20 protein-coding genes are annotated in these 23,805 nt (G+C 69.6%); 11 read left to right on the top strand and 9 right to left on the bottom strand.

Annotated features, from left to right (window positions below; genetic code table 11):
• The first annotated feature begins 67 nt into the window (after positions 1 to 67).
• Genes SOM08_RS04250 through SOM08_RS04260 form a run of 3 tightly spaced genes read left to right on the top strand, consistent with a single transcriptional unit; the run spans position 68 to position 2,969 of the window.
• Complete coding sequence (locus SOM08_RS04250) at positions 68 to 979, top strand: ABC transporter permease (protein ID WP_322470115.1); 912 nt, start codon at positions 68 to 70, stop codon at positions 977 to 979.
• Between the two features lie 2 nt (positions 980 to 981).
• On the top strand, positions 982 to 1,953 hold the full coding sequence (locus SOM08_RS04255) for an ABC transporter ATP-binding protein (RefSeq protein WP_116958403.1): 972 nt from the start codon (positions 982 to 984) through the stop codon (positions 1,951 to 1,953).
• The gene (locus SOM08_RS04260) at positions 1,950 to 2,969 is read left to right on the top strand and encodes a dipeptide ABC transporter ATP-binding protein (protein WP_322470116.1); all 1,020 of its coding nucleotides are present in this window, start codon (positions 1,950 to 1,952) and stop codon (positions 2,967 to 2,969) included. The genes SOM08_RS04255 and SOM08_RS04260 overlap by 4 nt, the downstream gene beginning before the upstream one ends.
• Before the next feature lie 3 nt (positions 2,970 to 2,972).
• On the opposite strand, the gene SOM08_RS04265 is transcribed toward SOM08_RS04260, so the two are convergent.
• A complete protein-coding gene (locus SOM08_RS04265; protein ID WP_070399183.1) occupies positions 2,973 to 3,821 on the bottom strand; it encodes a MurR/RpiR family transcriptional regulator in 849 nt (282 codons plus the stop codon).
• 63 nt (positions 3,822 to 3,884) lie between these two features.
• Here SOM08_RS04265 and tal point away from each other — a divergent pair, with 63 nt between their 5' ends.
• Positions 3,885 to 4,826, top strand: a complete 942-nt coding sequence (gene tal, locus SOM08_RS04270; protein WP_322470117.1) for a transaldolase — start codon at positions 3,885 to 3,887, stop codon at positions 4,824 to 4,826.
• Positions 4,827 to 5,020: 194 nt separating this feature from the next.
• Here the strand turns inward: tal and groL are convergent, their stop codons facing one another.
• The 3 genes from groL to SOM08_RS04285 form a co-directional block, all read right to left on the bottom strand.
• Complete coding sequence (gene groL, locus SOM08_RS04275) at positions 5,021 to 6,667, bottom strand: chaperonin GroEL (protein WP_070399181.1); 1,647 nt, start codon at positions 6,665 to 6,667, stop codon at positions 5,021 to 5,023.
• 36 nt (positions 6,668 to 6,703) lie between these two features.
• Positions 6,704 to 6,994, bottom strand: a complete 291-nt coding sequence (gene groES, locus SOM08_RS04280) for a co-chaperone GroES (RefSeq protein WP_070399180.1) — start codon at positions 6,992 to 6,994, stop codon at positions 6,704 to 6,706.
• Positions 6,995 to 7,164: 170 nt separating this feature from the next.
• A complete protein-coding gene (locus SOM08_RS04285) occupies positions 7,165 to 8,712 on the bottom strand; it encodes a sensor histidine kinase (RefSeq protein WP_181936444.1) in 1,548 nt (515 codons plus the stop codon).
• 230 nt (positions 8,713 to 8,942) lie between these two features.
• Here SOM08_RS04285 and SOM08_RS04290 point away from each other — a divergent pair, with 230 nt between their 5' ends.
• The gene (locus tag SOM08_RS04290; protein WP_116958399.1) at positions 8,943 to 9,662 is read left to right on the top strand and encodes a Crp/Fnr family transcriptional regulator; all 720 of its coding nucleotides are present in this window, start codon (positions 8,943 to 8,945) and stop codon (positions 9,660 to 9,662) included.
• On the opposite strand, the gene SOM08_RS04295 is transcribed toward SOM08_RS04290, so the two are convergent.
• The 4 genes from SOM08_RS04295 to metK all read right to left on the bottom strand — a co-directional run bounded on the left by SOM08_RS04295 (position 9,659) and on the right by metK (position 15,587).
• Complete coding sequence (locus SOM08_RS04295) at positions 9,659 to 11,203, bottom strand: methyl-accepting chemotaxis protein (protein ID WP_322470118.1); 1,545 nt, start codon at positions 11,201 to 11,203, stop codon at positions 9,659 to 9,661. The genes SOM08_RS04290 and SOM08_RS04295 overlap by 4 nt on opposite strands.
• Before the next feature lie 150 nt (positions 11,204 to 11,353).
• Positions 11,354 to 12,118 (bottom strand): SDR family oxidoreductase, encoded by a 765-nt coding sequence (locus tag SOM08_RS04300; protein WP_116958397.1) that lies wholly within the window; start codon positions 12,116 to 12,118, stop codon positions 11,354 to 11,356.
• Positions 12,119 to 12,159: 41 nt separating this feature from the next.
• Positions 12,160 to 14,181, bottom strand: a complete 2,022-nt coding sequence (locus SOM08_RS04305) for a PAS domain S-box protein (RefSeq protein WP_116958396.1) — start codon at positions 14,179 to 14,181, stop codon at positions 12,160 to 12,162.
• Positions 14,182 to 14,402: 221 nt separating this feature from the next.
• Positions 14,403 to 15,587 (bottom strand): methionine adenosyltransferase, encoded by a 1,185-nt coding sequence (gene metK, locus SOM08_RS04310; RefSeq protein ID WP_116958395.1) that lies wholly within the window; start codon positions 15,585 to 15,587, stop codon positions 14,403 to 14,405.
• Positions 15,588 to 15,737: 150 nt separating this feature from the next.
• On the opposite strand from metK, the gene SOM08_RS04315 reads away from it, so the two are divergent.
• Together SOM08_RS04315 and SOM08_RS04320 are read left to right on the top strand one after the other, a co-directional pair.
• Entirely contained in the window at positions 15,738 to 16,568 is an 831-nt protein-coding gene (locus SOM08_RS04315) for a lysophospholipid acyltransferase family protein (RefSeq protein ID WP_116958394.1), read from the top strand.
• A complete protein-coding gene (locus tag SOM08_RS04320) occupies positions 16,568 to 17,497 on the top strand; it encodes a lipid A biosynthesis acyltransferase (RefSeq protein WP_116958393.1) in 930 nt (309 codons plus the stop codon). Before SOM08_RS04315 ends, SOM08_RS04320 begins: the two co-directional genes overlap by 1 nt.
• 93 nt (positions 17,498 to 17,590) lie before the next feature.
• Here SOM08_RS04320 and yihA read toward each other — a convergent pair whose 3' ends face one another.
• Positions 17,591 to 18,268: a ribosome biogenesis GTP-binding protein YihA/YsxC gene (yihA, locus tag SOM08_RS04325; protein WP_116958392.1), complete on the bottom strand. Its 678-nt coding sequence runs from the start codon at positions 18,266 to 18,268 to the stop codon at positions 17,591 to 17,593.
• Between the two features lie 110 nt (positions 18,269 to 18,378).
• Here yihA and SOM08_RS04330 point away from each other — a divergent pair, with 110 nt between their 5' ends.
• The 4 genes from SOM08_RS04330 to msrP all read left to right on the top strand — a co-directional run bounded on the left by SOM08_RS04330 (position 18,379) and on the right by msrP (position 23,804).
• Positions 18,379 to 18,993, top strand: a complete 615-nt coding sequence (locus SOM08_RS04330; RefSeq protein ID WP_070399172.1) for a c-type cytochrome — start codon at positions 18,379 to 18,381, stop codon at positions 18,991 to 18,993.
• 182 nt (positions 18,994 to 19,175) lie between these two features.
• Complete coding sequence (locus SOM08_RS04335; RefSeq protein ID WP_116958391.1) at positions 19,176 to 21,350, top strand: cytochrome c biogenesis protein ResB; 2,175 nt, start codon at positions 19,176 to 19,178, stop codon at positions 21,348 to 21,350.
• 4 nt (positions 21,351 to 21,354) lie between these two features.
• Positions 21,355 to 22,722, top strand: coding sequence for a c-type cytochrome biogenesis protein CcsB (gene ccsB, locus SOM08_RS04340; RefSeq protein WP_322470119.1), 1,368 nt, complete (start codon positions 21,355 to 21,357; stop codon positions 22,720 to 22,722).
• Between the two features lie 92 nt (positions 22,723 to 22,814).
• Positions 22,815 to 23,804: a protein-methionine-sulfoxide reductase catalytic subunit MsrP gene (msrP, locus tag SOM08_RS04345; protein WP_322470120.1), complete on the top strand. Its 990-nt coding sequence runs from the start codon at positions 22,815 to 22,817 to the stop codon at positions 23,802 to 23,804.
• Position 23,805 lies beyond the last annotated feature (1 nt).

Genomic DNA, 23,805 nt, shown 5'->3' on the forward strand with positions numbered 1-23,805 from the left:
GGCCCGGCGGAGCCGGTTCCGCGCTGGCCCTGGCCTTCCGATCCGCCTCTTCTTTCGGGACATTGACTTGATCGCCACCATTCGCCGCGCGCTCGACAGCGACGTCGGGTACAGCTTTCGCACCTCGCCCACGGCCATCGTGGCCGCGCTGATCGCTGCCGTTTGCATCGTCTGCGCGCTCTTCGCCACCTGGATCGCCCCCCACAACCCCTTCGACCTGGCCTCGCTGGACCTGATGAACGCGCGCCTGCCGCCCGTGTGGCAGGAAGGCGGCAACCCACAGTTCGTGCTGGGCACCGACGACCAGGGCCGCGACATCCTCTCCGCGCTCATGTACGGCGCGCGCATCTCGCTTGCGGTGGGCCTGGCTTCGGTGGTGCTGTCGGTGCTCATCGGCGTGACCCTGGGCCTGTTGGCCGGCTTCGTGGGCGGCTGGCTTGACGGCTTCCTGATGCGCCTGTGCGACGTGATGCTGTCCTTCCCGCCCATCCTCATCGCGCTGCTGATCGCGGGCGTGGGCCGCGCGCTGTTCCCCAACGCGCACGAGACGCTGGCCTTCGGCGTGCTCATCATCTCCATCACCCTGGCCGGCTGGGTTCAGTACGCCCGCACGGTGCGCGGCTCCACGCTGGTGGAGCGCAGCAAGGAGTACGTGCAGGCCGCGCGCGTGACCGGCGTGGCGCCGCTGCGCATCATGGGCCGCCACGTGCTGCCCAACGTCATGGGCCCGGTGCTGGTGCTGGCCACCATCCAGGTCGCCACGGCCATCATCACCGAGGCCACGCTGTCCTTCCTGGGCGTGGGCGCGCCGCCCACCTCGCCCTCGCTGGGCACGCTCATTCGCGTGGGCAACGACTACCTGTTCTCGGGCGAGTGGTGGATCACCATCTTCCCCGGCCTCATGCTCATCCTCATCGCGCTCAGCGTGAACCTGCTGGGCGACTGGCTGCGCGACGCTCTCAACCCAAGGCTGCGCTGACCATGAGCCTGCTGCAAGTCAAGAACCTCGTCGTCGAGTTCCCCACGCGCCGCGGCACCCTGCGCGCGCTGGACGACATCTCCTTCGACATCGCGCCCGGCGAGATCCTGGGCGTGGTGGGCGAGTCCGGTGCGGGCAAGTCGCTCACCGGCGCGTCCATCATTGGCCTGCTGGAGCCGCCCGGGCGCATCGCCTCGGGACAGGTCCTGCTCGAAGGCCAGCGCATCGACAACCTGCCGAACGAAAAAATGCGGCGCATCCGCGGGCGCAAGATCGGCGCCATCTTCCAGGACCCGCTGACCTCGCTGAACCCGCTGTACTCGGTGGGCCGCCAGCTGATCGAAACCATCACCACGCACCTGCCGGTGAGCGCGGCCGAGGCGCGCGAGCGCGCGATCCAGCTGCTCCGGGACACCGGTATTCCGGCGGCCGAACAGCGCATCGACCACTACCCGCACCAGTTCAGCGGCGGCATGCGTCAGCGGGTGGTCATCGCGCTGGCGCTGGCGGCCGAGCCCCAACTCATCGTCGCCGACGAGCCCACGACCGCGCTGGACGTGTCCATCCAGGCGCAGATCATCACGCTGCTCAAGAGCATCTGCAAACAGCGCGGCGCAGCCGTCATGCTGATCACGCACGACATGGGCGTGATCGCCGAAACCTGCGACCGCGTGGCCGTGATGTACGCCGGGCGCGTCGCCGAGATCGGCCCCGTGCACGAGGTGATCAACCAGCCGGCCCACCCCTATACCCGTGGCCTGATGGCCTGCATCCCCGACATGAGCCAGGAACGCGAGCGGCTGCACCAGATCGACGGCGCCATGCCGCGCCTCAACGCCATTCCCAAGGGTTGCGCCTACAACCCGCGCTGCGAGCGCGTGTTCGATCGTTGCCATGTCGAGCGCCCCGACCTCATGGACGCGGGCGCCACGCGCGCGGCCTGCTGGCTGCAGGCCTCGGGAGCCGTGGCATGAGCAGCACCACCGTGACCACCGACGCCGCCGCGCTGGTGCGCGCCACCGACCTGGCCAAGACCTTCGACGTCTCGCCCCCCTGGCTCAACCGCGTGCTGGAGCGCAAGCCGCGTCAGCTGCTGCGCGCCGTCGACGGCGTGAGCTTCGACATCCCGCGCGGCCAGACGCTGGCGCTGGTGGGCGAATCCGGCTGCGGCAAGAGCACCGTGGCGCGCCTGCTGGTGGGCCTGTACGAGCCCACGCGCGGGGGCTTCCAGTTCGACAACCAGGACGCGCACGCCGCTTTCAAGACGCCCGCCGGGCGCGTGCTGCGCCGGCGCATCCAGATGATCTTCCAGGACCCGTACGCCAGCCTGAACCCGCGCTGGCGCGTGCAGGACATCATCGCCGAGCCCTTGCGCGAGCACCAGATCGAAACCGATCCGGCGAAACTGCGCGACCGCGTCGACGAGCTGCTGCGCTCGGTGGGCCTGAGCCCGCACGACAGCCTGAAGTACCCGCACCAGTTCAGCGGCGGCCAGCGCCAGCGCATTTCCATCGCGCGCGCCCTCGCCACGCAGCCGGACTTCCTGGTCTGCGACGAGCCCACCAGCGCGCTGGACGTGTCGGTGCAGGCGCAGGTGCTCAATATCATGAAGGACCTGCAGCGCGAGCGCGGGCTCACCTACCTGTTCATCAGCCACAACCTGGCCGTGGTGCGCCACGTGAGCGACCAGGTGGGCGTGATGTACCTGGGCCGCCTGGTGGAGCTGGCGCCCAAGCACACGCTGTTCGAGAGCCCGCGCCACCCCTACACGCGCATGCTGCTCGACGCCATCCCCAAGATGCACGACACCGGCAAGGCGCGCACGCCGGTGCAGGGCGAGGTGCCCAACCCGCTGAACCCCCCGAGCGGCTGCGCCTTCAACCCGCGCTGCCCGCACGCCAACGACCGCTGCCGCCACGAGCGCCCGGTGCTGAAGGACATCGGCGGCATCCGCATCGCCTGCCACGCGGTGGAGGAAGGCCGGCTTTGACGCTCAGGCGTAGCGCTTGTTGCGCAGGTTGTTCTTCATCTCGCGCAGCAGCGGCTGCAGCTTGGCGCCGCCGATGCGCAGCGCCAGGCAGGTGGCCATGATGTCGATCACCATCAGGTGCATCAGGCGCGAGGTCATGGGGCTGTAGCGGTCGTATCCCTCGGGGTGGTCGGCCGCCAGGTGGATATGCCCGGCTTGTGCCAGCGGCGAGCCGCTGGTGGTGATGGTGATCACCGTGGCGCCGTGGCGGCGCGCGATGTCGGCCGCGTCCATCAGGTCGCGTGTGCGGCCCGAGTTCGACACGATCACCAGGCAGTCGCCCGGCCCCAGCAGCGAGGCGCCCATCACCTGCATGTGGCCGTCGCTGTAGGCCACCGCGTTGATGCCCAGGCGGAAGAACTTGTGCTGAGCGTCCTGCGCGACGATGCCCGAGTTGCCCGCGCCGTAGAACTCGATGCGCCCGCGCGCCTTGCCCGTGGCCACGAGCGCATCCACGGCGCGCTCGATCGCGTGGTGCGAGGCGTCGTTGCGGTACTTGAGAAAGGCCGCCACGGTGTTGTCGATAAGCTTGACCATCACGTCGCTGGTCTTGTCGTCGGCGTCCACGCTGCGGTGGATGAAGGGCACGCCTTCGCTCACGGTGCCCGCCAGCTTGAGCTTGAAATCCGACAGGCCGTCGTAGCCCATGCTGCGGCAGAAGCGCACCACCGTGGGTTTGCTCACGTGGGCGCGCTCGGCCAGCTCACTCACCGGCAGGCTGGCGAAACTGCGCGGGTCTTGCAGCACGAGCTTGGCCACGCGCTGTTCGGCCGGGGCGAGCGAGGGCATCGAGGCCTTGATGCGGTCGAGCATGGCGTGTTACCAGGTGGTCCGAATGGCTGAAATTTTATTACCTGGCGGCGCCATAATCCGCCCATGAACCAGCTCGACGCCCTCAAACAGTTCACCACCGTGGTCGCCGACACCGGCGACTTTCGGCAACTGGCGGCCTACGCCCCGCGCGACGCCACCACCAACCCCTCGCTCGTGCTGAAGGCGGTGCAGAAGCCCGAGTACGCGCCGCTGCTGGCCGAGGCCATCGCGCGCCATGGCGCGGCCGACAAGGTGGAGCTGATGAACCGGCTGCTGGTGCGCTTCGGCGTCGAAATCCTCCGGCTCATTCCGGGCCGTGTGTCCACCGAGGTCGACGCGCGCCTGAGTTTCGACACCGCCGCCACGCTCGAGCGCGCGCGCCGCCTGATCGCCCTGTACCGCGCCGAAGGGGTGGACAGCGAACGCGTGCTGATCAAGATCGCCGCCACCTGGGAGGGCATCCGCGCGGCCGAGCAACTGGAGCGCGAAGGCATCCACACCAACCTCACGCTGCTGTTCTCCTTCCCCCAGGCCGTGGCCTGCGGCCAGGCCGGCGTGCGTCTCATCTCGCCCTTCGTGGGCCGCATCTACGACTGGTACAAGAAGCAGGCCGGCGCCCAATGGGACGAGGCCGCCAACGCCGGCGCCAACGACCCCGGCGTGCGCTCGGTGCGCCGCATCTTCGAGTTCTACAAGCGCCACGGCGTGGCCACCGAAGTGATGGGCGCGAGCTTTCGCAACGTGGGCCAGATCACTGCGCTGGCGGGTTGCGACCTGCTCACCATCAGCCCCGAGCTGCTGGCCCAGCTCGCGGCCAGCGAAGCGCCGCTGTCGCGCGCGCTCGACGCCGACGCGGCGAAGCGCCTGGACATCGCGCCCGTGCGCTACGACGAGGCGGGCTTTCGCTACGCGCTCAACGAAGACGCGATGGCCACGGAAAAACTGGCGGAGGGCATCCGCGCCTTCGCTGCCGACACGGTCAAGCTCGAAGCGCTGATGGTCTGAGCAGGCGCCAACCGGCGTCCCCCCAAAGAAAAACCCCGCGAGCGATCGCGGGGTTTTTCTTTGGAGACGGGCAGAGCGCCAGGGCGCTCTTACGACGCCGCCAGAGGGTGCAGGGCAAGGCGCAGACGCGCTGACAGCGGCATCGCCACGGCAAGCGGCTGCAACGCCGCCATGCGCCCTCTGGCAAGGAGCACTTACATGCCCATGCCGCCCATGTCGCCCATACCACCCATGCCGCCACCGGGCATGGCCGGCGCGTCTTCCTTCGGCGCCTCGGCGACCATGCACTCGGTCGTGAGCATCAGCGAAGCGACGGACGCGGCGTTCTGCAGCGCGGTGCGGGTCACCTTGGTCGGGTCCAGGATGCCCATCTCGATCATGTCGCCGTAGGTGTCGTTGGCGGCGTTGAAGCCGTAGTTGCCCTTGCCACCCAGCACGGCGTTGATCACCACGCTCGGCTCGCCACCGGCGTTGGCCACGATCTCGCGCAGCGGGGCTTCGATGGCCTTGAGGATCAGCTTGATGCCGGCGTCCTGGTCGGCGTTGTCGCCCTTGATGGCGCCAGCGGCCTGGCGGGCGCGCAGCAGCGCCACGCCGCCACCGGCCACGATGCCTTCTTCCACGGCGGCACGGGTGGCGTGCAGCGCGTCTTCCACGCGGGCCTTCTTCTCCTTCATCTCGACCTCGGTGGCAGCGCCGACCTTGATCACGGCCACGCCGCCGGCCAGCTTGGCCACGCGCTCTTGCAGCTTCTCGCGGTCGTAGTCGCTGGTGGCTTCTTCGATCTGGATGCGGATCTGCTTGACGCGGGCCTCGATGTCGGCCGCGGCGCCGGCGCCGTCGATGATGGTGGTGTTTTCCTTGCCCACTTCGATGCGCTTGGCCTGGCCCAGGTCGGCCAGGGTCACCTTCTCGAGCGTCAGGCCCACTTCTTCAGCGATGACCTTGCCGCCGGTGAGGATGGCGATGTCTTCCAGCATGGCCTTGCGGCGGTCGCCGAAGCCCGGCGCCTTGACGGCCACGACCTTCAGGATGCCGCGAATGGTGTTGACCACCAGGGTCGCCAGGGCTTCGCCTTCGACTTCCTCGGCGATGATCAGCAGCGGACGGCCGGCCTTGGCGACTTGCTCCAGCACGGGCAGCAGGTCGCGGATGTTGCTGATCTTCTTGTCGAAGAGCAGAACGAAGGGGTTGTCCAGCAGGGCGGCCTGCTTCTCGGGGTTGTTGATGAAGTAGGGCGACAGGTAGCCGCGGTCAAACTGCATGCCCTCGACGACGTCGAGCTCGTTGTCCAGCGACTTGCCGTCTTCCACGGTGATCACGCCTTCCTTGCCGACCTTGTCCATGGCGTCGGCAATGATCTTGCCGATGGACTCGTCGGAGTTGGCGGAGATGGCGCCGACCTGGGCGATTTCCTTGCTGGTGGTGGTGGCCTTGGAGGCCTTCTTCAGCTGCTCGGTCAGGGCCACGACGGCCTTGTCGATGCCGCGCTTGAGGTCCATGGGGTTCATGCCGGCGGCCACGTACTTCATGCCTTCGCGCACGATGGCCTGGGCCAGCACGGTGGCGGTGGTGGTGCCGTCACCGGCGTTGTCGCTGGTCTTGGAAGCCACTTCCTTGACCATCTGCGCGCCCATGTTCTGGAGCTTGTCCTTCAGTTCGATCTCTTTGGCGACCGAGACACCGTCCTTGGTGACGGTGGGGGCGCCGAACGAGCGCTCGAGCACCACGTTGCGGCCCTTGGGGCCCAGGGTCACTTTGACGGCGTTGGCCAGGATGTTCACACCCTCGACCATGCGCGCACGGGCGTCGCCGCCGAAAACCACGTCTTTTGCTGCCATGTTTGGCTCCTTCAGTACGAATCAGGGGGAGGGGAATTACTTCACGACGACCGCGAACAGGTCGTCTTCCTTCATGACGAGCAGCTCGTCGCCGTCGACCTTGACGGTCTGGCCGCTGTACTTGCCGAACAGCACGCGGTCGCCCACCTTGACGGTCAGGGCGCGCACTTTGCCGTCGTCACCGGTCTTGCCCGGGCCCACGGCCAGGACTTCGCCCTGATCGGGCTTCTCGGCAGCGGCGTCGGGGATGACGATGCCCGAGGCGGTCTTGGTTTCGCTGTCGACGCGCTTGACGACCACGCGGTCGCCGAGAGGCTGAAGTTTCATTGCATCTCCTGAATGGAAAAGAGGGCTAGGGGAAAAAGGGGGCCCCGGCTTGGAACCGGGGCACGGGCGCGGATGTTAGCACTCGGCGCCAGCGAGTGCTAATGATAAGGGCGGGCGTGACGGTTTCAAGAACCGTCCGCGCCGCCCGGGCGGTGGCCCCGGGGCCCGGTTCAGGGCGCGGCGGGCTTGGGCAGCCAGACGTGGAAGGTCGCGCCCTCGCCCGGCGCCGACGCGCCCCACAGCCGCCCGCCGTGGCTGTCGACGATCTGCTGGGTGAGCGCCAGGCCGATGCCGTCGCCCGCGATCTCGGGGTCTTCGCAGGCGCGGCCGAACATCTGCAGGATGCGCTCGTGCTGGCTGGGGTCGAAGCCGCGCCCGTTGTCCTGGATCCAGACGTCCCAGCCCGCGGCCTCCTCGCGGCAGCCGAAGGCGATGCGCGCGGGATCGCGCTGGGCGGAGTACTTCACGGCGTTGTCGATCAGGTTGACCCAGACCTCGTGGATCAGCACCGGGTCGGCCATCACCACGGGCAGGCTGTCCAGGCCGCTGAACTCGATGCGCCGCCCGGGGTGCGTGGCCAGGGCCTCCGCCACCAGCGGCTCGATGGTCTGGCGCAGGGCCAGGGGCTGCTTGTCCACCGCGTGGCGGCCCAGGCGCGAGAAGCGCAGCAGCGCCTCCACCAGGGTCTGCAGGTGGCGGCCGGCGGCGCGCACCTTCTCGCCGTACAGCCGGGCCTGCTCCAGGTCGCCGGCGTCCAGCATGCTCTGCAGGATCTCGGCGAAGCTCACCATGTGGCGGATCGGCTTCTTCAAGTCGTGCGAGATGGCGTGCGAGAAGTCGGTGAGCGTGCGGTTGGCCTCCTCGAGCTGGCGCGTGCGCTCGCCGACCACGCGGTTGAGGGTTTCGTTGGTGCGCTGGCGCTCCTCCAGCAGCTCGTAGTAGACGGTCACGTCCTGCACCGTCCAGGTGGCCGGCAGGCGGTAGCCCTCGCCGGTGAAGTCCGGGATGCCGCGGCAGCGCACCCAGCGCCGCTGGCCCTGGGCGCTGAGCAGCGGGAACTCCTCGTCGAAGGCCTCGCCGGTGCGCAGCGATTGCGCGAGCTTGTGGCGCAGGCCCTCGCGCCGCTCGGGCGGTACGGCCTCCATCAGTTCGGCGAAGTCGTGCGGGGCCTCGTCGGGCGCGCGGTCCAGCAGCTCGAAGACCTCGTGAGACCAACGCGTGCGCGCGCTCTCGTGGTCGTACTCCACGCGGCCCAGGCGCGCGAGCTTCTGCGCCGCATCCAGGTGGCGCTGCAGGCTGGCGTTGGCCAGCTCCAGGCGCTTGCGCTCGCTGATGTCGGTCTGGATCGAGAAGAAGGCCGCCACGTTGCCATGCCCGTCGTGGATGGGCTCGATGTTGAGCAGCACGGTGTAGGCCTGGCCGTCCCTGCGGTAGTTCACCAGTTCGACGCCCGACACCGCGCGCCCGCCCGACAGCGCCGTCTTGAGCTGCGCGGTGGCGCGCTGGCTGGTCAGCGGGCCGTGCAGGAACTCGCTGGCGCGCTTGCCCTGCACCTCGTCGAGTGGCCAGCCGGTGACGGCCGAGTAGGCGCGGTTGACCCAGCGGATGCGCTGATCGCGGTCGGTGATGACGACCATGTTGGCGCTGTGTTCGACGATGCGCTGCAGCACCTGCAGCCACGAACCGAGATTCTCAAAGCCGATGTCTGTTGCAAGCATGGCACCGTCCCCGCCGGGACGCCAGGTGGGCCCTCGCGGGCGGAAAACCGGCCGCGCCGCTGGCGCCAGGCCGGGTCGGCACGACCTTCCCCGGACCATCATGGCGCCAGCGGCGGTTTTCATGGGGGCGATCCCGCTGCCTTAGTGATCGAACGCACACCGGGGTGCCACAAAAGTCGTAGCGCGCGCGCCGGGCCGAGTCAACAATCGCGGCCATGCCTGCCCACGCCATGACCAAGGCTGCCGCGTCCGCCGGTGGCCGCTGCGACCTGTGCTCGACGCGCCAGCGCTGCATCGTCTCCAGCCTGCCGGCCGAGCGCATCGCCGCCTTGCAAGGTCAGATCGTCGAGCGCGCCGTGCCCCTGGGCGGACAGATCGAGGAGCAGGGCTTGCGCTCGCTCAGCGTGAAAGTGGTCAAGCTGGGCCTGTTCCAGGGCCTGCGGCGCGCGGCGCGCGGCGAGAAGCGGCCGGTCTGCCTGCTGGGCAAGGGCCAGGTGGCCGGGCTCAACAACCTGTACCGCCAGCCCGCCGCGCTCACGTTGGTGGCCATCACGCCGGCGCGGGTCTGCGAGATCCCGGTGCGGCTGGTCGATGAGATCGCCATGGGCGACCGGGGCTTTCGCCGCTGCCTGTTCCAGGCCCTGGCGCGCTACGTCGACAACCTGGCCGACTGGTCGCGCGTGCCGCGTGGCGGCAGCGTCACGGCCCAACTCGGCGAGGCGCTGCGCCTCATCGCGCACGAGGAAGGCCGCGCGGCGTTCCGCATCCCCAGCCACACCGAGCTGGCGCGCATGCTGGGCACGCGGCGCGAGACCATCGCGCGGCACATCGGCTTGCTGATCGAGGGCGGGCAGTTCGTGAAGATCGACCGCTGGCATGGCCGCCTGCTCGGGATGGGTGGCCCCGAGGGGGCCGACACCCAGGCCGGTACCCAGGCCGGCACGGCCTAGGCGAACACGCCCACGGCCGCGTCCAGGCGGCTGGCCTCGCCGCGCAGACTGTGCGCGGCGGCCAGCAGCTCTTCCACCAGGGCGGCGTTGCGCGCGGTCACCTGATCGAGTTCGGCCATGGCCTGGCCGACCTCGGCCACGCGGTTGGCCTGGTGTGTGGCAGCGGCGCCCATCTCGTCGATCAGCGCATGGGCGTCGCTCACGCGCCCGCTGGTGCGCGAGATGGTTTCGCCCGCGGCGTCGACCTTGCGCACGCCCGCCTCCACCGTGTCGATGGCCTGCGCGATCAGGGCGCGGATCTCGTGTGCTGCATCGGCGCTGCGCTGGGCCAGGCCGCGCACCTCGGCCGCCACCACGGCGAAGCCGCGGCCCTGCTCGCCGGCGCGCGCGGCTTCCACGGCGGCGTTGAGCGCCAGGATGTTGGTCTGGAAGGCGATGGCGTCGATCACGCCGATGATCTCGCCCATGCGCTGGCTCGAGCGGGCGATGCCGTCCATGGTGCCGACCACGTCCTTGACCGCATGGCCGCCCGCCAGGGCGACCTCGGAGGCTTCGCGCACGCGCGCGGCGGCGAGCTGCGCGGCCCGCGTGTTGCGCTGGATGCTGCCCGACAGCTCGTCCATGGAGGCCGCCGTCTGCCGCAGCGAGGCCGCGGCCTGGTCGGTGCGGTGGTTGAGGTCGTCGTTGCCGGTGGCGATCTGCTGGCTGGCCGCGGCCACGCGCGCGGCGCGGATGCCGACGTCGTCGACCAGGGCCTTCATGTTCTGCGCCGCCTGGTTCAGCGAGCGCTGCAGCCGGCCGATGGCGTCCAGGCGCCGCGCCGTGTGGGGCGGTGGCATCTGGCCGCAGGACAGGGCCTGGGCGTACTCGCCCAGCTCGCGCAGCGGGCGCCCGAACTGCGCTCGGTACCAGGCCAGGCCCAGCGCCAGCGCGCTGGCCTGTGCGGCCAGCAGGACCAGCGCGCCCGCGCCGGCCGGGACACCGGCCAGCAGCGGCGCCCAGCCCGCGGCGGCGCACAGCGCCAGCGGCAGCGCGGCGCGCGCGCCGGTGCTCAGCGTGCGTTCCCAGTCCAGCCAGGCCAGCGGGCCGGTGCGCACCAGCAGGCCCTGGCGAAAGCCGCGGCCCGCGGCCCGGCCTTCGCGAAAGCGCGCGTACCAGTGCTCGGCCTCGTCGATCTCGGCGCGCGAGGGCGTGGTGCGCACCGAGAGGTAGCCGCTGAGCCGGCCGTCGCGGTGCAGCGGCGTGACGTTGGCGCGCACCCAGTAGTGGTCGCCGTCCTTGCGGCGGTTCTTCACCAGCGCCGACCAGGCCTGGCCGCGCCGCAGCGTGCGCCACATGTCCTCGAAGGCCTGCACCGGCATGTCGGGATGGCGCACCAGGTTGTGCGGCTGGCCCAGCAGCTCGTCGCGCGAGAAGCCGCTGACGGTGACGAAGGCCTCGTTGACGTAGGTGATGCGGCTGTCGGTGTCGGTGGTGGACAGCAGCGTCATCCGTTCGGCGAGCGGGTACTCGCGCTGCGACACGGGGAGATTCACACGCATGGCGGCTCCTTGAAAAGAAGGGAACTGTGCTGCGGAGAATCGGCCGCCGTCGAAAGGGGTGAAGGCCGGAAACGGGGGGTGGATGGCGCCGCGCGACGCCTTGGTGATCGAACGCGCGGCGCGCGTGGCGGGGCCGCCACGCGGCGGCGCTCAGAAGTGCGCGAGGTAGCCGCCGTCCACCGCCACCACCTGGCCGGTGACGTAGCTGGCGGCGTCGGAAGCCAGGAACACCGCGGCGGCGGCGATCTCCTCGGGCCGGCCCCAGCGGCCCACGGAGGTTCGCCGACGCAGCCAGTCGGCCACCTGCGCGTCGTCCACCATGGCCGCATTGGTCTCGGTGGCGAAGTAACCCGGGGCGATGGCATTGGCCGTGACGCCGTGCGGCCCCAGCTCGGCGGCCAGCGCGCGCGTCATGGCCTCCAGGCCGCCTTTGCTGGTGGTGTAGGCCGCGTCGCCGGCGCGCGCCAGGGGGCCGGCGATGGAGGTGATGTTGATCAGCCGCCCATGGCCTTGTCGCCGCATGGGCTCGGCGGCCTCGCGGCACAGGTGCCAGGCGGCCACCAGGTTGGACTCGAGCATGTCGCGCAGGGCCTGGGCGGGCAGGGCCTGCAGCGGTTCGCGGCGGCGCTGGCCGACGGCGTTGACCACGATGTCCAGGCGGCCGGATTCGGCCAGCACGCGCGCCACGGCGGCGCTGGCGGCCGCGTGATCGGACACGTCGAAGGGCAGGGCGCGGGCGTTCGGGCCGATGGCCGTGGCCGCCGCGCGCAAGGCGGCGGCATCGCGCCCGCCGAGCCACACGCGTGCGCCGTGCGCGGCCAGGGCGTCGGCAATGGCGCGGCCCAGGCCACGCGCGGCGCCGGTGACGAGGGCCGTGCGCGCGCCCAGGTCGAACAGGGAGGGGGAAGCGGGCATGGCCGGGGATTATCCCGGCCGCTGCCCGCGGGGGCTGGCGCTCAGGCCGCCAGCGCGGCCATGGCCGAGACGGTGAACGCCGGGGCGGGCTCGGCGCCGTCGAAGGGCAGGGTGAAGTAGAAGGTGCAGCCGCGGCCCGGCGCGGTCTCGCACCAGATGCGGCCGTCGTGGCGCTCGATGATGCGCTGCGTCAATGCCAGTCCGGTGCCGTTGCCCTCGAAATCCATCGAGTGGTGCTGGCGCTGGAACATCACGAACAGGTTGTGCGCCTTCTCCAGGTCGAAGCCGGCGCCGTTGTCGCTGACGTAGAACATGTGCCCGCCCACCGGGTTGACCTTGCAGCCCACCTCGATGCGCGCCTTGGGGTGCTTGCGCGTGTACTTCACCGCGTTGTCCAGCAGGTTGCCCCAGGCCTGGGCCAGCAGCATGGCGTCGCCGCGCACCATGGGCAGATCGGGGTCGATGACCCACTCGATCTGGCGCTGCGCGTTCTCCTGGCGCAGGTGCGCCACCACGCCGTGCAGCAGCGGGCTCAGCGGCACAGGCTGCGATTCGATGGCGACGCGGCCCAGGCGGGCGTACTCCAGCAGGCCCTCGATCATCTGGCTCATGCGCTTGGTCGACTTGCCGATGGACTGCAGGCACTGCTGCACCATGGGCTCCTCGGATTCGCCGAGCTGCTCGTTGAGCAGGCTGGTGAAGCTGCTGATGTGGCGCAGCGGCGCGCGCAGGTCGTGCGAGACCATGTGCGAGAAGACGTCGAGGTCCTTGTTGGCGGCCACCAGCTGGCGCGTGCGCTCGGCCACGCGCTTTTCCAGCTCGCGGTTGAGGTCGTTCATCACGTCCTCGAGGTTCTTGGCCGCGGTCATGTCGCGCGTGATGCACGAGAGGCCGCGCAGCTCGCCCTGCTGGTTGCGCAGCGCGGTGACCACGGTGTGGGCCCAGAAGCGCGAGCCGTCCGAGCGCAGTCGCCAGCCGCGCGACTCCCATTGGCCGTGCGACTTGGCCAGGCGCAGCACCTGGCCCGCGTCGACCTCGTCCTCGCCCGCGTTGTCGCTGCTCATCAGCGTGTCGAAGCGCTGGCCCAGGATCTGCGGGCGCGGGTGGCCGTGCAGGCGCTGCGCGCTTTCGGTCCATTCGGTGATGCGGCCGGCGTCGTCGATGAAGTAGATGCAGTAGTCCTGCAGCGCGTCGACCATCAGGCGGTAGCGCTGCTCGCTTTCGTAGAGCTCGGTGGTGCGCTCGCGCACGCGGTCCTCGAGGTCGCGGTTGGCGTGGAGCACCAGCTCCTCGGTGCGGCGGCGCTCGCTGATGTCGTGCAGCTCGATCAGCAGGCCCTTGACCTCTTCGCCCTGCTGGTCAGGGATGTAGTGGATCTCGAAGTAGCAGCGCTGGCCGGCGGCATCCAGGCGCTCGGCCTCGAAGCTCTGGCGCTCGCCGCTGAGGGCGGCGGCCACGCGCGGCAGGATTTCGGGCAGCAGATCGGGGCGCACCACCTCGCTCAGGTGCGAGCCCACCATCTGCTCGGGCCGCTTGCCATAGCGCGCCGCGTGCGCCAGGTTGGCGAAGCGGCAGATCAGGTCCTTGTCGTAGTAGGCCAGGCGCGCGGGGACGCGATCGATGACGCCGCGCAACAGCGCCTCGGCGGGCGAGGCGGCGGCCGCGGGCGCCACGGGTTCGGGCACGGGCATCACCAGGCTGCTGCTGTGCAGGAAATGGCCATCGGCGTCGCGCACGGCCGAGGAGCTGAGGCGGGCGCGGAACACGCTGCCGTCGGCGCGGCGCAGGCTCACGTCCAGCGTCTGTGGCTCGCCCGTCTGGCGCAGCAGGTCCAGGTGCAGGCGCGCCTGCTGCTGGCTGCCGTGGTCGGCCGGTTCGAACAGCCCCGACAGGGCCTGCGCGGGCGCGTCGGCATGGCCGAGCCAGCGCAGCAGGGTGCCATTGGCGCGCAGGCACTGCAGCTCGGCGTCCAGCGCGACGAGGCCGCACGGCGCCTGGTCGAACAGGCACTGGGCGCTGGCGCTGTCGCCGGCGGGGCCGGTGAGGGGCAGGTCGATCTCCATGGAGGCTCCGGTACGGTTGGCTCGGAAAAAAGGGGTCCTTGCCGGTGGATATCGGACGCCGAACGGAAAAATTCAGCCAGCCCGCCGAGCAATAGCGGGGTGTTTCCAGCGCATTTCCGCACGAAAAAGCCCCGCGGGCTCTCGCCGGCGGGGCTTCATGTGAGGCGTTTCGGCTTACTTCGGGCCGACGCTGTGGGGTTCTCGCTGCGCGATCGCCGCGCTCACTTGAGGCCGGCCGCTGCGCGCAGCGTGGCGGCCTTGTCGGTCTTCTCCCAGCTGAACTCCGGCTCCTCGCGGCCGAAGTGGCCGTACGCGGCGGTCTTGCCGTAGATGGGGCGCAGCAGATCCAGCATCTGGATGATGCCCTTGGGACGCAGGTCGAAGTGCTCCTGCACCAGCTGGGCGATCTGCTCGTCGGGGATGACGCCGGTGCCTTCGGTGTAGACGGTCACGTTCATGGGGCGCGCCACGCCGATGGCGTAGGCGACCTGGATCTGGCACTGCTTGGCCAGGCCCGCTGCGACGATGTTCTTGGCCACGTAGCGCGCGGCGTAGGCGGCCGAGCGGTCCACCTTGGACGGGTCCTTGCCCGAGAACGCGCCACCGCCGTGCGGGCAGGCGCCGCCGTAGGTGTCGACGATGATCTTGCGGCCGGTCAGGCCGCAATCGCCCTGCGGGCCGCCGATGACGAAGCGGCCCGTGGGGTTGATCAGGTACTTGGTGTCCTTGAGCCACTCCTTGGGCAGCACCGGCTTGATGATCTCCTCGATGATGGCTTCGTTGAAGCTGGCCTTCATCTTGGTGGGCGTCTCGCTCTGGTCGGGCGAATGCTGGGTGGACAGCACCACGGTGTCGATGCTGTGCGGCTTGCCGTCCACGTAGCGCATGGTCACCTGGCTCTTGGCGTCCGGGCGCAGGAAGGGCAGGCGGCCGTCCTTGCGCAGCTGCGCCTGGCGCTCGACCAGGCGGTGCGCGTAGTAGATGGGCGCGGGCATGAGCTCCGGCGTCTCGTCGCAGGCGTAGCCGAACATCAGGCCTTGGTCGCCGGCACCGATGTTGAGGTGGTCGTCGGAGGCGTGGTCCACGCCCTGGGCGATGTCGTTGGACTGCTTGTCGTAGGCCACGAGCACCGCGCAGCCCTTGTAGTCGATGCCGTATTCGGTGTTGTCGTAGCCGATGCGCTTGATGGTGTCGCGCGCGACCTGGATGTAGTCGACGTGCGCGTTGGTGGTGATCTCGCCGGCCAGCACCACGAGACCGGTGTTGGTCAGGGTCTCCGCGGCCACGCGGCTGCGCGGGTCCTGTTCGAAGATCGCGTCGAGGATGGCGTCGGAGATCTGGTCCGCCACCTTGTCGGGGTGGCCTTCGGACACGGATTCGGACGTGAAGAGGAAGTCGCTCGCCATTTAAACTCCTGAGGTTGTCGGATCGGCGTTTGCCGGTCTGTCAGAAGTCGGCGAACGCTTTAGCGGTATTTGTGAATCGCCCCGCAATCAGTTCATCAACTCGGCGATCCGGCCATTCTAATTCAGCCGGCCCCGCTGGCGTCCCCCCACTTGGTCACGCTGATCCGTCTTTTGTTTGTTTTGGGCAGCCGCCTGCCCCTGCCCCTGTTGCACGGCGCGGGGGTGATCCTGGGCTGGCTGAGCTTCCTGTTGTCGCCGCGCTACCGGCGCCGGCTGCTGGCCAATGCCCGCCAGGCGGGCATGCCGCCGGGCGTGGCCTGGCGCTCGGTGGCCGAGGCCGGCAAGCTGGTCGCCGAACTGCCCCGGCTGTGGCTGGGCGCGCCAGCGCCGGTGCGCTGGGATGGCGCCGAGCACATCGAAGCCGCGTCGGCCGCGGGGCGCGGCCTGCTGTTCCTGACCCCCCACCTGGGCTGCTTCGAGATCACCGCCCAGGCCTACGCCGCGCGCTTCGGCGCCAGCCGGCCCATGACCGTGCTGTTCCGTCCCGCGCGGCAACCCTGGCTGCGCGCGCTGGTGGACCACTCGCGCGAGCGCCCCGGCCTGCGCACGGCGCCCACCACCCTGTCGGGGGTGCGCCAGCTGGTGCAGGCGCTGAAGTCGGGCGAGGCCGTGGGCCTGCTGCCGGACCAGGTGCCACCCAAGGGCCTGGGCACCTGGGCGCCGTTTTTCGGGCGCGAGGCCTACACCATGACCCTGTCGGCCCGGCTGGCGCGCTCGGGCGACACCCAGGTGCTGCTGAGCTGGGGCGAGCGCCTGCCCTGGGGCCAGGGCTACGTGGTGCATGTGCGGCCCTTGGCCGAGCCGCTGCCGGCCGACCCGCAGGCCGCGGCCGCCGCCGTCAACGCGGCCATGGAATCCCTGGTGCGAGAATCGCCCGCCCAGTACCTGTGGTCCTACGACCGCTACAAGCCACCGCGCTGATGCCGACTTCCTCCCCGTCCCCTGCGCCCGCCCCCGACGCCGGACCGCCGGCGCGGCTGAGCAACCGGCTGGGCCTGGGCCTCATGCGCCTGATGGCGCGCCTGCCGCTGCCCTGGGTGCGTGCGCTGGGCTGGGCGCTGGGCAGCGTGCTGCACGTGGTGGCCACGCGGCGGCGGCGCATCGCACGCACCAACTGGGCCGCCTGCTTCCCCGACCATTCCGAGGCCGAGCGCGACGCCGCCATCCGGCGCCATTTCGTGTTCTTCGCCCAGGCCTGGCTGGACCGCGGCTGGCTGTGGGAAGCCCCGGCCCACGTGGTCAAGCGCCGCCTGCTGCTGCGCGGCGACCTCGAGGCCCTGGAGGGCCAGGCGCCCACGGTGATCTTCGCGCCCCATTTCGTCGGCATGGACGCCGGCTGGACGGCGCTGACCGCGCACCTGTCGCGCCGCTTCTGCGGCCTGTACGCCGAGCAGCTCAACGCCGACGTGGACCGCTGGATGGCCGAGGGCCGCCAGCGTTTCGGCAACCCGCACGTGGTGGGCAAGCGCCAGGGCCTGCGCGCCCTGGCCACGGCCCTGCGCGAGGGCCTGCCGCTGTACCTGCTGCCCGACATGGACCATGGCGAGCGCGACGCGGTCTTCGTGCCCTTCTTCGGCGTGCCGGCGGCCACGCTCACCTCGCTGCCGCGTCTGGCGCGTCTGGGCGGCGCGCAGGTGGTGCCGGTGACGGCGCGGCTGGTGCCCGACGGCTACGAAGTCACGGTGCATTCACCCTGGGCCGACTACCCCACGGGCGACGTGACCGCCGACACCGCCGAGATGAACCGCCGGCTCGAGGGCTTCATCGCCGAGGCGCCCGAGCAGTACTACTGGGTGCACAAGCGGTTCAAGACGCGCCCGCCGGGCGCGCCCGCCTTCTATCTGATGTGAATCACCCGCGCCGCGCTGCGCGCGGCCCCCTCCCGGGGGCGGCGCCTGCGGCCCGGCAAGGCCGGTTCCGCGGTGTCTGTGGGGCCGGCCGCTTCACTCGTCGCTGACGGCTGGGCCGGCCGCCTCATGCGTCCAGCGCCACAGCAGCATGGCCACTTCGTCCAGGCCCTGTTTCTTCAGCGCGGAGAACAGCCGCGCCTCGCCGCCGGCCGACTGCAGCTTGGCGATCGACAAGGCCTTGTTGGCCTCGGTGCGCGTGAGCTTGTCGGCCTTGGTGAGCAGCAGCAGGAACTTCAGGCCCTGTTCCACGCGCGGGCGGATGGCCTCCAGCAGGGCCTCATCGAGTTCGGTCAGGCCCAGGCGAGGGTCCACCAGCAGCACCACCGCCACCAGGTTGGGGCGGGTAAGCAGGTAGTTGGCCATCACGCGCTGCCAGCGGATCTTGGCCTCGCGCGGCACGGCGGCGTAGCCGTAGCCGGGCAGGTCGGCCAGCACGGCGTCGGTGGCACCCTGCTTGCCCAGGGAGAACAGGTTGATGCTCTGCGTGCGCCCGGGCGTCTTGGAGGCGAAGGCCAGGCGCTTTTGTTGGGTGAGCGTGTTGATGGCGGTGGACTTGCCCGCGTTCGAGCGGCCGACGAAGGCGATCTCCGGCACCTCGAGGGCCGGCAGATGCTCCAGTTGGGGGGCGGTGGTCAGGAAGCGGGCGGTGTGCAGCCAGCCGTTCGCCAGTCGTGGGTCGCGGCCGGGGTCCGCAGTGAGGTCGTGGGTCATTGGGAGCCAGTTTGGGAGCGCATTGTAAAATCCGCGGGTTTTGTCCAGCCGAGCGCCCCAAACGGGGTCCAGGCGCCCCACGTATTCGTCGACCGCACCGACAGCCCGACATGAAATTGCATGCCTCCCTCCTGGTCGCTGCCGCGGCCGCCGCCCTGTCCCTGAGCGCGCACGCGCAGTCGGCCAAGCCCGACCTGGCCAAGGGCTCCGCCTCTTATGGCGCCGTGTGCGTGGCCTGCCACGCGGCGGACGGCAATTCCACCACGCCAGCCAACCCCAAGCTCGCGCAGCAGCACCCCGAGTACCTCATCAAGCAGCTGCAGGAATACAAGTCCGGCAAGCGCAAGAACGCCATCATGCAGGGCATGGCGGCCTCGCTGTCCGACGACGACATGCGCAACATCGCCTATTGGCTGGCCTCGCAGAAAGCCAAGGAAGGCTTTGCCTCCGATGCCGAACTGGTGAAGCTGGGCGAGCGCATCTACCGCGGCGGCCTGGCCGACCGCGGCATCGCCGCCTGCGCGGGCTGCCACAGCCCGAACGGCGCGGGCATTCCCTCGCAGTTCCCGCACATCGCCGGCCAGCACGCCGAATACACCGAAACGCAGCTGCGCCATTTCCGCGACGGTTCGCGCGCCAACAACCCGCAAATGGCTGGCGTGGCCGCCAAGATGACCGACCGAGAGATCAAGGCGGTCTCCGACTACATCGCCGGTCTGCGCTGAAGCGCGTGGCGCGGCCGCGGCCGCGCCCCTTCGGCCCACCCGGGATATAAGCACTAAGTGATGTTTGGGCCCACAATGCGGCCCCGTCGCTCGATGAATTGAACCGCCGGCCATGAAAGCCATCTGATAGGGCGCTGTCCGCACGGGACGCGCCTTTTTTTCTGCCCCCACGTATCTCTCCCATGACCGTCTCCACCCAAGGCCTGGAATTGCGCTCCGCCCCGCGGCGCCTGAGCGACTGGGTCGAGCTGCTGTCGTCGATGCGCTTTGCCGTGTCGCTGCTGACGGTGATCTGCATCGCCTCGGTCATCGGCACGGTGGTCAAGCAGAACGAGCCCTACAACAACTACGTCAACCAGTTCGGCCCCTTCTGGGCCGACGTGTTCGCGGCGGCCAACCTCTACACCGTCTACAGCGCCTGGTGGTTCCTGCTGATCCTGGCCTTTCTGGTGGTCAGCACCAGCCTGTGCATCGCGCGCAACACGCCCAAGATCCTCGCCGACCTCAAGGCCTACAAGGAAAACATCCGCGAGCAAAGCCTCAAGGCCTTCCCGCACAAGGCGCAGGGCGAGCTGGCCGAAGCGCCCGAGGCCGCCGCCAACCGCATGGGTCAGGCCCTGCTGGGCTCGGGCTGGAAGGTCAGGTTGCAGTCGCGCGAGACGCCCCAGGGCACTGGCTGGATGCTGGCTGCCAAGGCCGGCGCCGCGAACAAGTGGGGCTACATCGCGGCGCACAGCGCCATCGTGATGGTGTGCATCGGCGGCCTGCTCGACGGCGACCTGATGGTGCGCGCCCAGACCTGGTTCAACGGCAAGCAGGTCTACCAGGGCGGCGGCCTGATCGCCGACGTGCCCGAGCAGTACCGGCTGTCCACCGCCAACCCGACCTTTCGCGGCAACCTGCTGGTGACCGAGGGCACCGCGTCCAGCACGGCCATCCTCACGCAGCCCGGTGGCGTGCTGTTGCAGGAGCTGCCGTTCTCGGTGGAGCTCAAGAAGTTCATCGTCGAGTACTACGACACCGGCATGCCACGGCTGTTCGCCAGCGAGATCGTGATCCACGACCGCGACACCGGTGAACAGAAGAACGCCCGCGTGGAGGTGAACCACCCGGCCTTCCACCGCGGCGTGGCGATTTACCAATCCAGCTTCGACGACGGTGGTTCTCGTGTGAAGCTCAAGGCCGTGCCCATCAATGGTCCGGGCAAACCCTTCGAGGTCGAAGGCACCATCGGTGGCTCCACCGAACTGAGCAACGGCGACCAGAAGCTCTCGCTGGAGTTCACCAGCCTGCGCGTCATCAACGTGGAGAACTTCGCCGCCACCGGCAGCGGGGCCGACGTGCGCAAGGTCGACCTGCGCGAGTCCATCGAAAGCCGCCTGGGCGCCGCGCACAAGACCGTGACCGAGAAGACCCTGCGCAACGTGGGCCCCAGCGTGACCTACAAGCTGCGCGACGCAGCAGGCCAGGCGGTCGAGTACCACAACTACATGCTGCCGATGGAGCTCGACGGCCAGCGCGTGTACCTGTTGGGCCTGCGCGAAACACCGCAGGACAGCTTCCGCTACCTGCGTGTACCCGCCGACGAGAACGACAGCCTGGATGGCTTCGTGCGGCTGCGCGCCGCGCTGAGCGACCCGGCGCTGCGCGCCGAGGCCGTGCGCCGCTACGCCGCGCAGTCGGTGGAGCCGGGCCGCGCGGACCTGGAGCAGGCCCTGGTGGCCTCGGCCTCGCGCGCGCTGGCGCTGTTTTCGGGCGCGGAACGCGTCACGCCGGTGGCGGACGCGGGGGCGACGAATGGCCTGAACCGCGCGAGCGCCATGAAGGGCGCCGACGGCAGCGCGCCCCGCGAGGCGAGCGGCGGCCTGCAGGCCGTGGCCGCGTTCCTGCAGGCCAACGTGCCCGAGGCCGAGCGCGAGCGTGCCAGCGACGTGCTGGTGCGCATTCTCAACGGCACCCTGTTCGAGTTGCTGCAGCTCAGCCGCGAGAAGGCCGGGCTGGCGCCGCTGGCGCGCGACGAACCCGCCCAGCGCTTCATGACCCAGGCGGTGATCAGCCTGTCCGATACCTTCTTCTACCCGGCGCCCATGGCCTTCGAGCTGACCGACTTCACCCATGTGCAGGCCAGCGTCTTCCAGGTGGCCCGCGCCCCGGGCAAGACGGTCGTCTACCTGGGCTGCCTGTTGCTCATCATCGGCGTCTTTGCCATGCTCTACGTCCGCGAGCGTCGCCTGTGGGTCTGGCTGACGCCGAGCGGGCAGGGGGCGCAGGCCAGCATGGCCCTGTCCACCAACCGCAAGACGCTGGACGCCGACCGCGAGTTCGACCAGCTCAAGACCCAATTGCTTTCCAGGTGACCGCATGAACACCACCACCGCCACGCAAACCATCACGCTCAAGAAGTCCTCGGGCGGCGCCGAACTGGCCCCTGGCTATTTCGCCCGCCGCAACCGCTGGGACTGGCTGTTCGCCGCGTTCGTGCTGGCCGGCGCCGTGCTGGCCTTCCTGCGCTACGGCGGCGCCATGGACATCTACGAGAAGTGGATCCTCGCCGGCACCGTGCCCAGCATGGTCGCCCTGGGCTGGTTCTGGCGCCCGCTGCAGAAGCTGGCGGCGGTGGTCGCGGCCTTTGCCCTGCTGGCCATCTGGCTGTACCAGGCCCCGGGCGGCGGCGCCGACCTGGCGCGCGGCGATCAGGTCTTCCTGCTCAAGTACTTCATCTCCAGCCAGTCGGCCATCCTGTGGATGAGCGTGCTGTTCTTCATGAGCACCGCCTTCTACTGGCTGGGCATGTTCACGCGCGCGGGCGATGCCCTTGAAGCGCTGGGCTCGCGCCTGGCCTGGGTGGCGGTGGGCCTGGCGCTCATCGGCTCGCTGGTGCGCTGGTACGAAAGCCACCAGATCGGCCCGGGCATCGGCCACATCCCGGTGAGCAACCTTTACGAGGTCTTCGTGCTGTTCTGCTGGATGACGGCGGCTTTCTACCTCTACTACGAGCAGCAGTACAGCACGCGCCGCATGGGCGCCTTCGCCATGCTGATCGTGAGCGCGGCCGTGGGCTTTCTGCTCTGGTACACGGTGGTGCGCGAGGCGCACGAGATCCAGCCCCTGGTGCCCGCGCTGCAGAGCTGGTGGATGAAACTGCACGTGCCGGCCAACTTCATCGGCTACGGCACCTTCGCGATCGCGGCCATGCTGGCTTTCGCCTACCTCATCAAGCAAAGCGCCGGCGAGACCCGCTGGTACAAGCTGGCGCCGCTGTGGGTGCTGGGCGTGGTGCTGTGCTTCGAGCCGCTGGTGTTCCGCCAGGGCGCCACCGACAAGGGCGGCGTCTATTGGTTCATCTACTTCGGCGTGTCGGCCTTCATCGTGGGCGGCATTCTGTCGGTGCGCGGCCGCATCGCCGAACGCCTGCCTTCGTTCGAGGTGCTGGACGACGTGATGTACAAGGCCATCGCGGTCGGCTTCGCCTTCTTCACCATCGCCACCGTGCTGGGCGCCCTGTGGGCCGCCGAGGCCTGGGGTGGCTACTGGAGCTGGGATCCGAAGGAGACCTGGGCGCTGATCGTCTGGCTCAACTACGCGGCCTGGCTGCACATGCGGCTGATGAAAGGCCTGCGCGGCACCGTGGCCGCCTGGTGGGCGCTGGTGGGCCTGGCCATCACCACCTTCGCTTTCATCGGCGTCAACATGTTCCTCTCGGGTTTGCACAGCTACGGCACCCTCTGAGTCCGGAACCGCGTAAGGTTCCGGCGGATCACACGACAGACGGGTGGCGGGCGCGGCATTCCTCGCGTCCGCGCGCCACTGAGGACACGGCCATGATCATCCGAACCGACCGCGACGGTTTCGTTCATCCGCGCAGCAGCGAAATCACCCCGCGCCACGCCTACCTGGGGCGCCGCCAATGGCTGGCCGGCCTGGCCGCCGCGGGCGTGGCCTGGGCTTCGCGCGATGCCTGGGCCCAGGCGTCGCCGACGCGCCCTGGCAAGCTGGCCGCCTTGCCGGGCAAGATGTCCACGGTGCCCGGGGCCACCACGGTGGAAAAACCCACCAGCTACGAGGACGCCACCAGCTACAACAACTTCTACGAGTTCGGCACCGACAAGAGCGATCCGCTGCGGTACGCGGGCACGCTCAAGACCCGTCCCTGGACGGTGGAGGTCGAAGGCCTGGTGAACAAGCCCGGGCGCTTCGACCTCGACGCCTTGCTCAAGCTGGCGCCCATGGAAGAGCGCCTCTACCGCCTGCGCTGCGTCGAGGGCTGGTCGATGGTGCTGCCCTGGCAAGGCTATTCACTGGCCGAGCTGATCAAGCGCGTGGAGCCGCAGGGCAGCGCGAAGTACGTGGAGTTCGTGACGCTGGCCGACAGGCAGCAGATGCCCGGCCTGCGCGCCAACGTGCTGGAATGGCCGTATGTGGAAGGCTTGCGCCTGGACGAGGCGCAGCACCCGCTCACGCTGCTGGCTTTCGGCCTGTACGGCGAGGTGCTGCCCAACCAGAACGGCGCGCCGGTGCGCTTGGTGGTGCCCTGGAAGTACGGCTTCAAAAGCGGCAAGTCCCTGGTGAAGATCCGCTTCGTCGAGAAAGAGCCGCGCACCTCCTGGAATCTGGCGGCGCCGCAAGAGTACGGCTTCTTCTCCAACGTGAATCCGCAGGTGGCGCACCCGCGCTGGAGCCAGGCGACCGAGCGGCGCATTGGCGAGGGCGGTGGCCTGTTCGCCAAGCGGCGCCCGACGCTGATGTTCAACGGCTACGAAGCGCAGGTGGGCCAGCTCTACGCCGGCATGGACCTGCGCAAGTTCTACTGAG

The organism is Hydrogenophaga sp. SNF1 (assembly GCF_034421675.1).
Taxonomy (GTDB): Bacteria; Pseudomonadota; Gammaproteobacteria; order Burkholderiales; family Burkholderiaceae_C; genus Hydrogenophaga; species Hydrogenophaga borbori.

What these genes read in the sequence shown, in the direction of transcription:
- SOM08_RS04295 (WP_322470118.1), bottom strand. Translation starts at nt 11,203, where the DNA reads ATGCGTGTGAATCTCCCCGTGTCGCAGCGCGAGTACCCGCTCGCCGAA.
- SOM08_RS04255 (WP_116958403.1), top strand. Translation starts at nt 982, where the DNA reads ATGAGCCTGCTGCAAGTCAAGAACCTCGTCGTCGAGTTCCCCACGCGC.
- SOM08_RS04285 (WP_181936444.1), bottom strand. Translation starts at nt 8,712, where the DNA reads ATGCTTGCAACAGACATCGGCTTTGAGAATCTCGGTTCGTGGCTGCAG.
- SOM08_RS04320 (WP_116958393.1), top strand. Translation starts at nt 16,568, where the DNA reads ATGCCGACTTCCTCCCCGTCCCCTGCGCCCGCCCCCGACGCCGGACCG.
- SOM08_RS04300 (WP_116958397.1), bottom strand. Translation starts at nt 12,118, where the DNA reads ATGCCCGCTTCCCCCTCCCTGTTCGACCTGGGCGCGCGCACGGCCCTC.
- metK (WP_116958395.1), bottom strand. Translation starts at nt 15,587, where the DNA reads ATGGCGAGCGACTTCCTCTTCACGTCCGAATCCGTGTCCGAAGGCCAC.
- tal (WP_322470117.1), top strand. Translation starts at nt 3,885, where the DNA reads ATGAACCAGCTCGACGCCCTCAAACAGTTCACCACCGTGGTCGCCGAC.
- ccsB (WP_322470119.1), top strand. Translation starts at nt 21,355, where the DNA reads ATGAACACCACCACCGCCACGCAAACCATCACGCTCAAGAAGTCCTCG.
- SOM08_RS04265 (WP_070399183.1), bottom strand. Translation starts at nt 3,821, where the DNA reads ATGCTCGACCGCATCAAGGCCTCGATGCCCTCGCTCGCCCCGGCCGAA.
- SOM08_RS04330 (WP_070399172.1), top strand. Translation starts at nt 18,379, where the DNA reads ATGAAATTGCATGCCTCCCTCCTGGTCGCTGCCGCGGCCGCCGCCCTG.
- SOM08_RS04305 (WP_116958396.1), bottom strand. Translation starts at nt 14,181, where the DNA reads ATGGAGATCGACCTGCCCCTCACCGGCCCCGCCGGCGACAGCGCCAGC.
- yihA (WP_116958392.1), bottom strand. Translation starts at nt 18,268, where the DNA reads ATGACCCACGACCTCACTGCGGACCCCGGCCGCGACCCACGACTGGCG.
- msrP (WP_322470120.1), top strand. Translation starts at nt 22,815, where the DNA reads ATGATCATCCGAACCGACCGCGACGGTTTCGTTCATCCGCGCAGCAGC.
- SOM08_RS04290 (WP_116958399.1), top strand. Translation starts at nt 8,943, where the DNA reads ATGACCAAGGCTGCCGCGTCCGCCGGTGGCCGCTGCGACCTGTGCTCG.
- SOM08_RS04335 (WP_116958391.1), top strand. Translation starts at nt 19,176, where the DNA reads ATGACCGTCTCCACCCAAGGCCTGGAATTGCGCTCCGCCCCGCGGCGC.
- SOM08_RS04260 (WP_322470116.1), top strand. Translation starts at nt 1,950, where the DNA reads ATGAGCAGCACCACCGTGACCACCGACGCCGCCGCGCTGGTGCGCGCC.
- groES (WP_070399180.1), bottom strand. Translation starts at nt 6,994, where the DNA reads ATGAAACTTCAGCCTCTCGGCGACCGCGTGGTCGTCAAGCGCGTCGAC.
- groL (WP_070399181.1), bottom strand. Translation starts at nt 6,667, where the DNA reads ATGGCAGCAAAAGACGTGGTTTTCGGCGGCGACGCCCGTGCGCGCATG.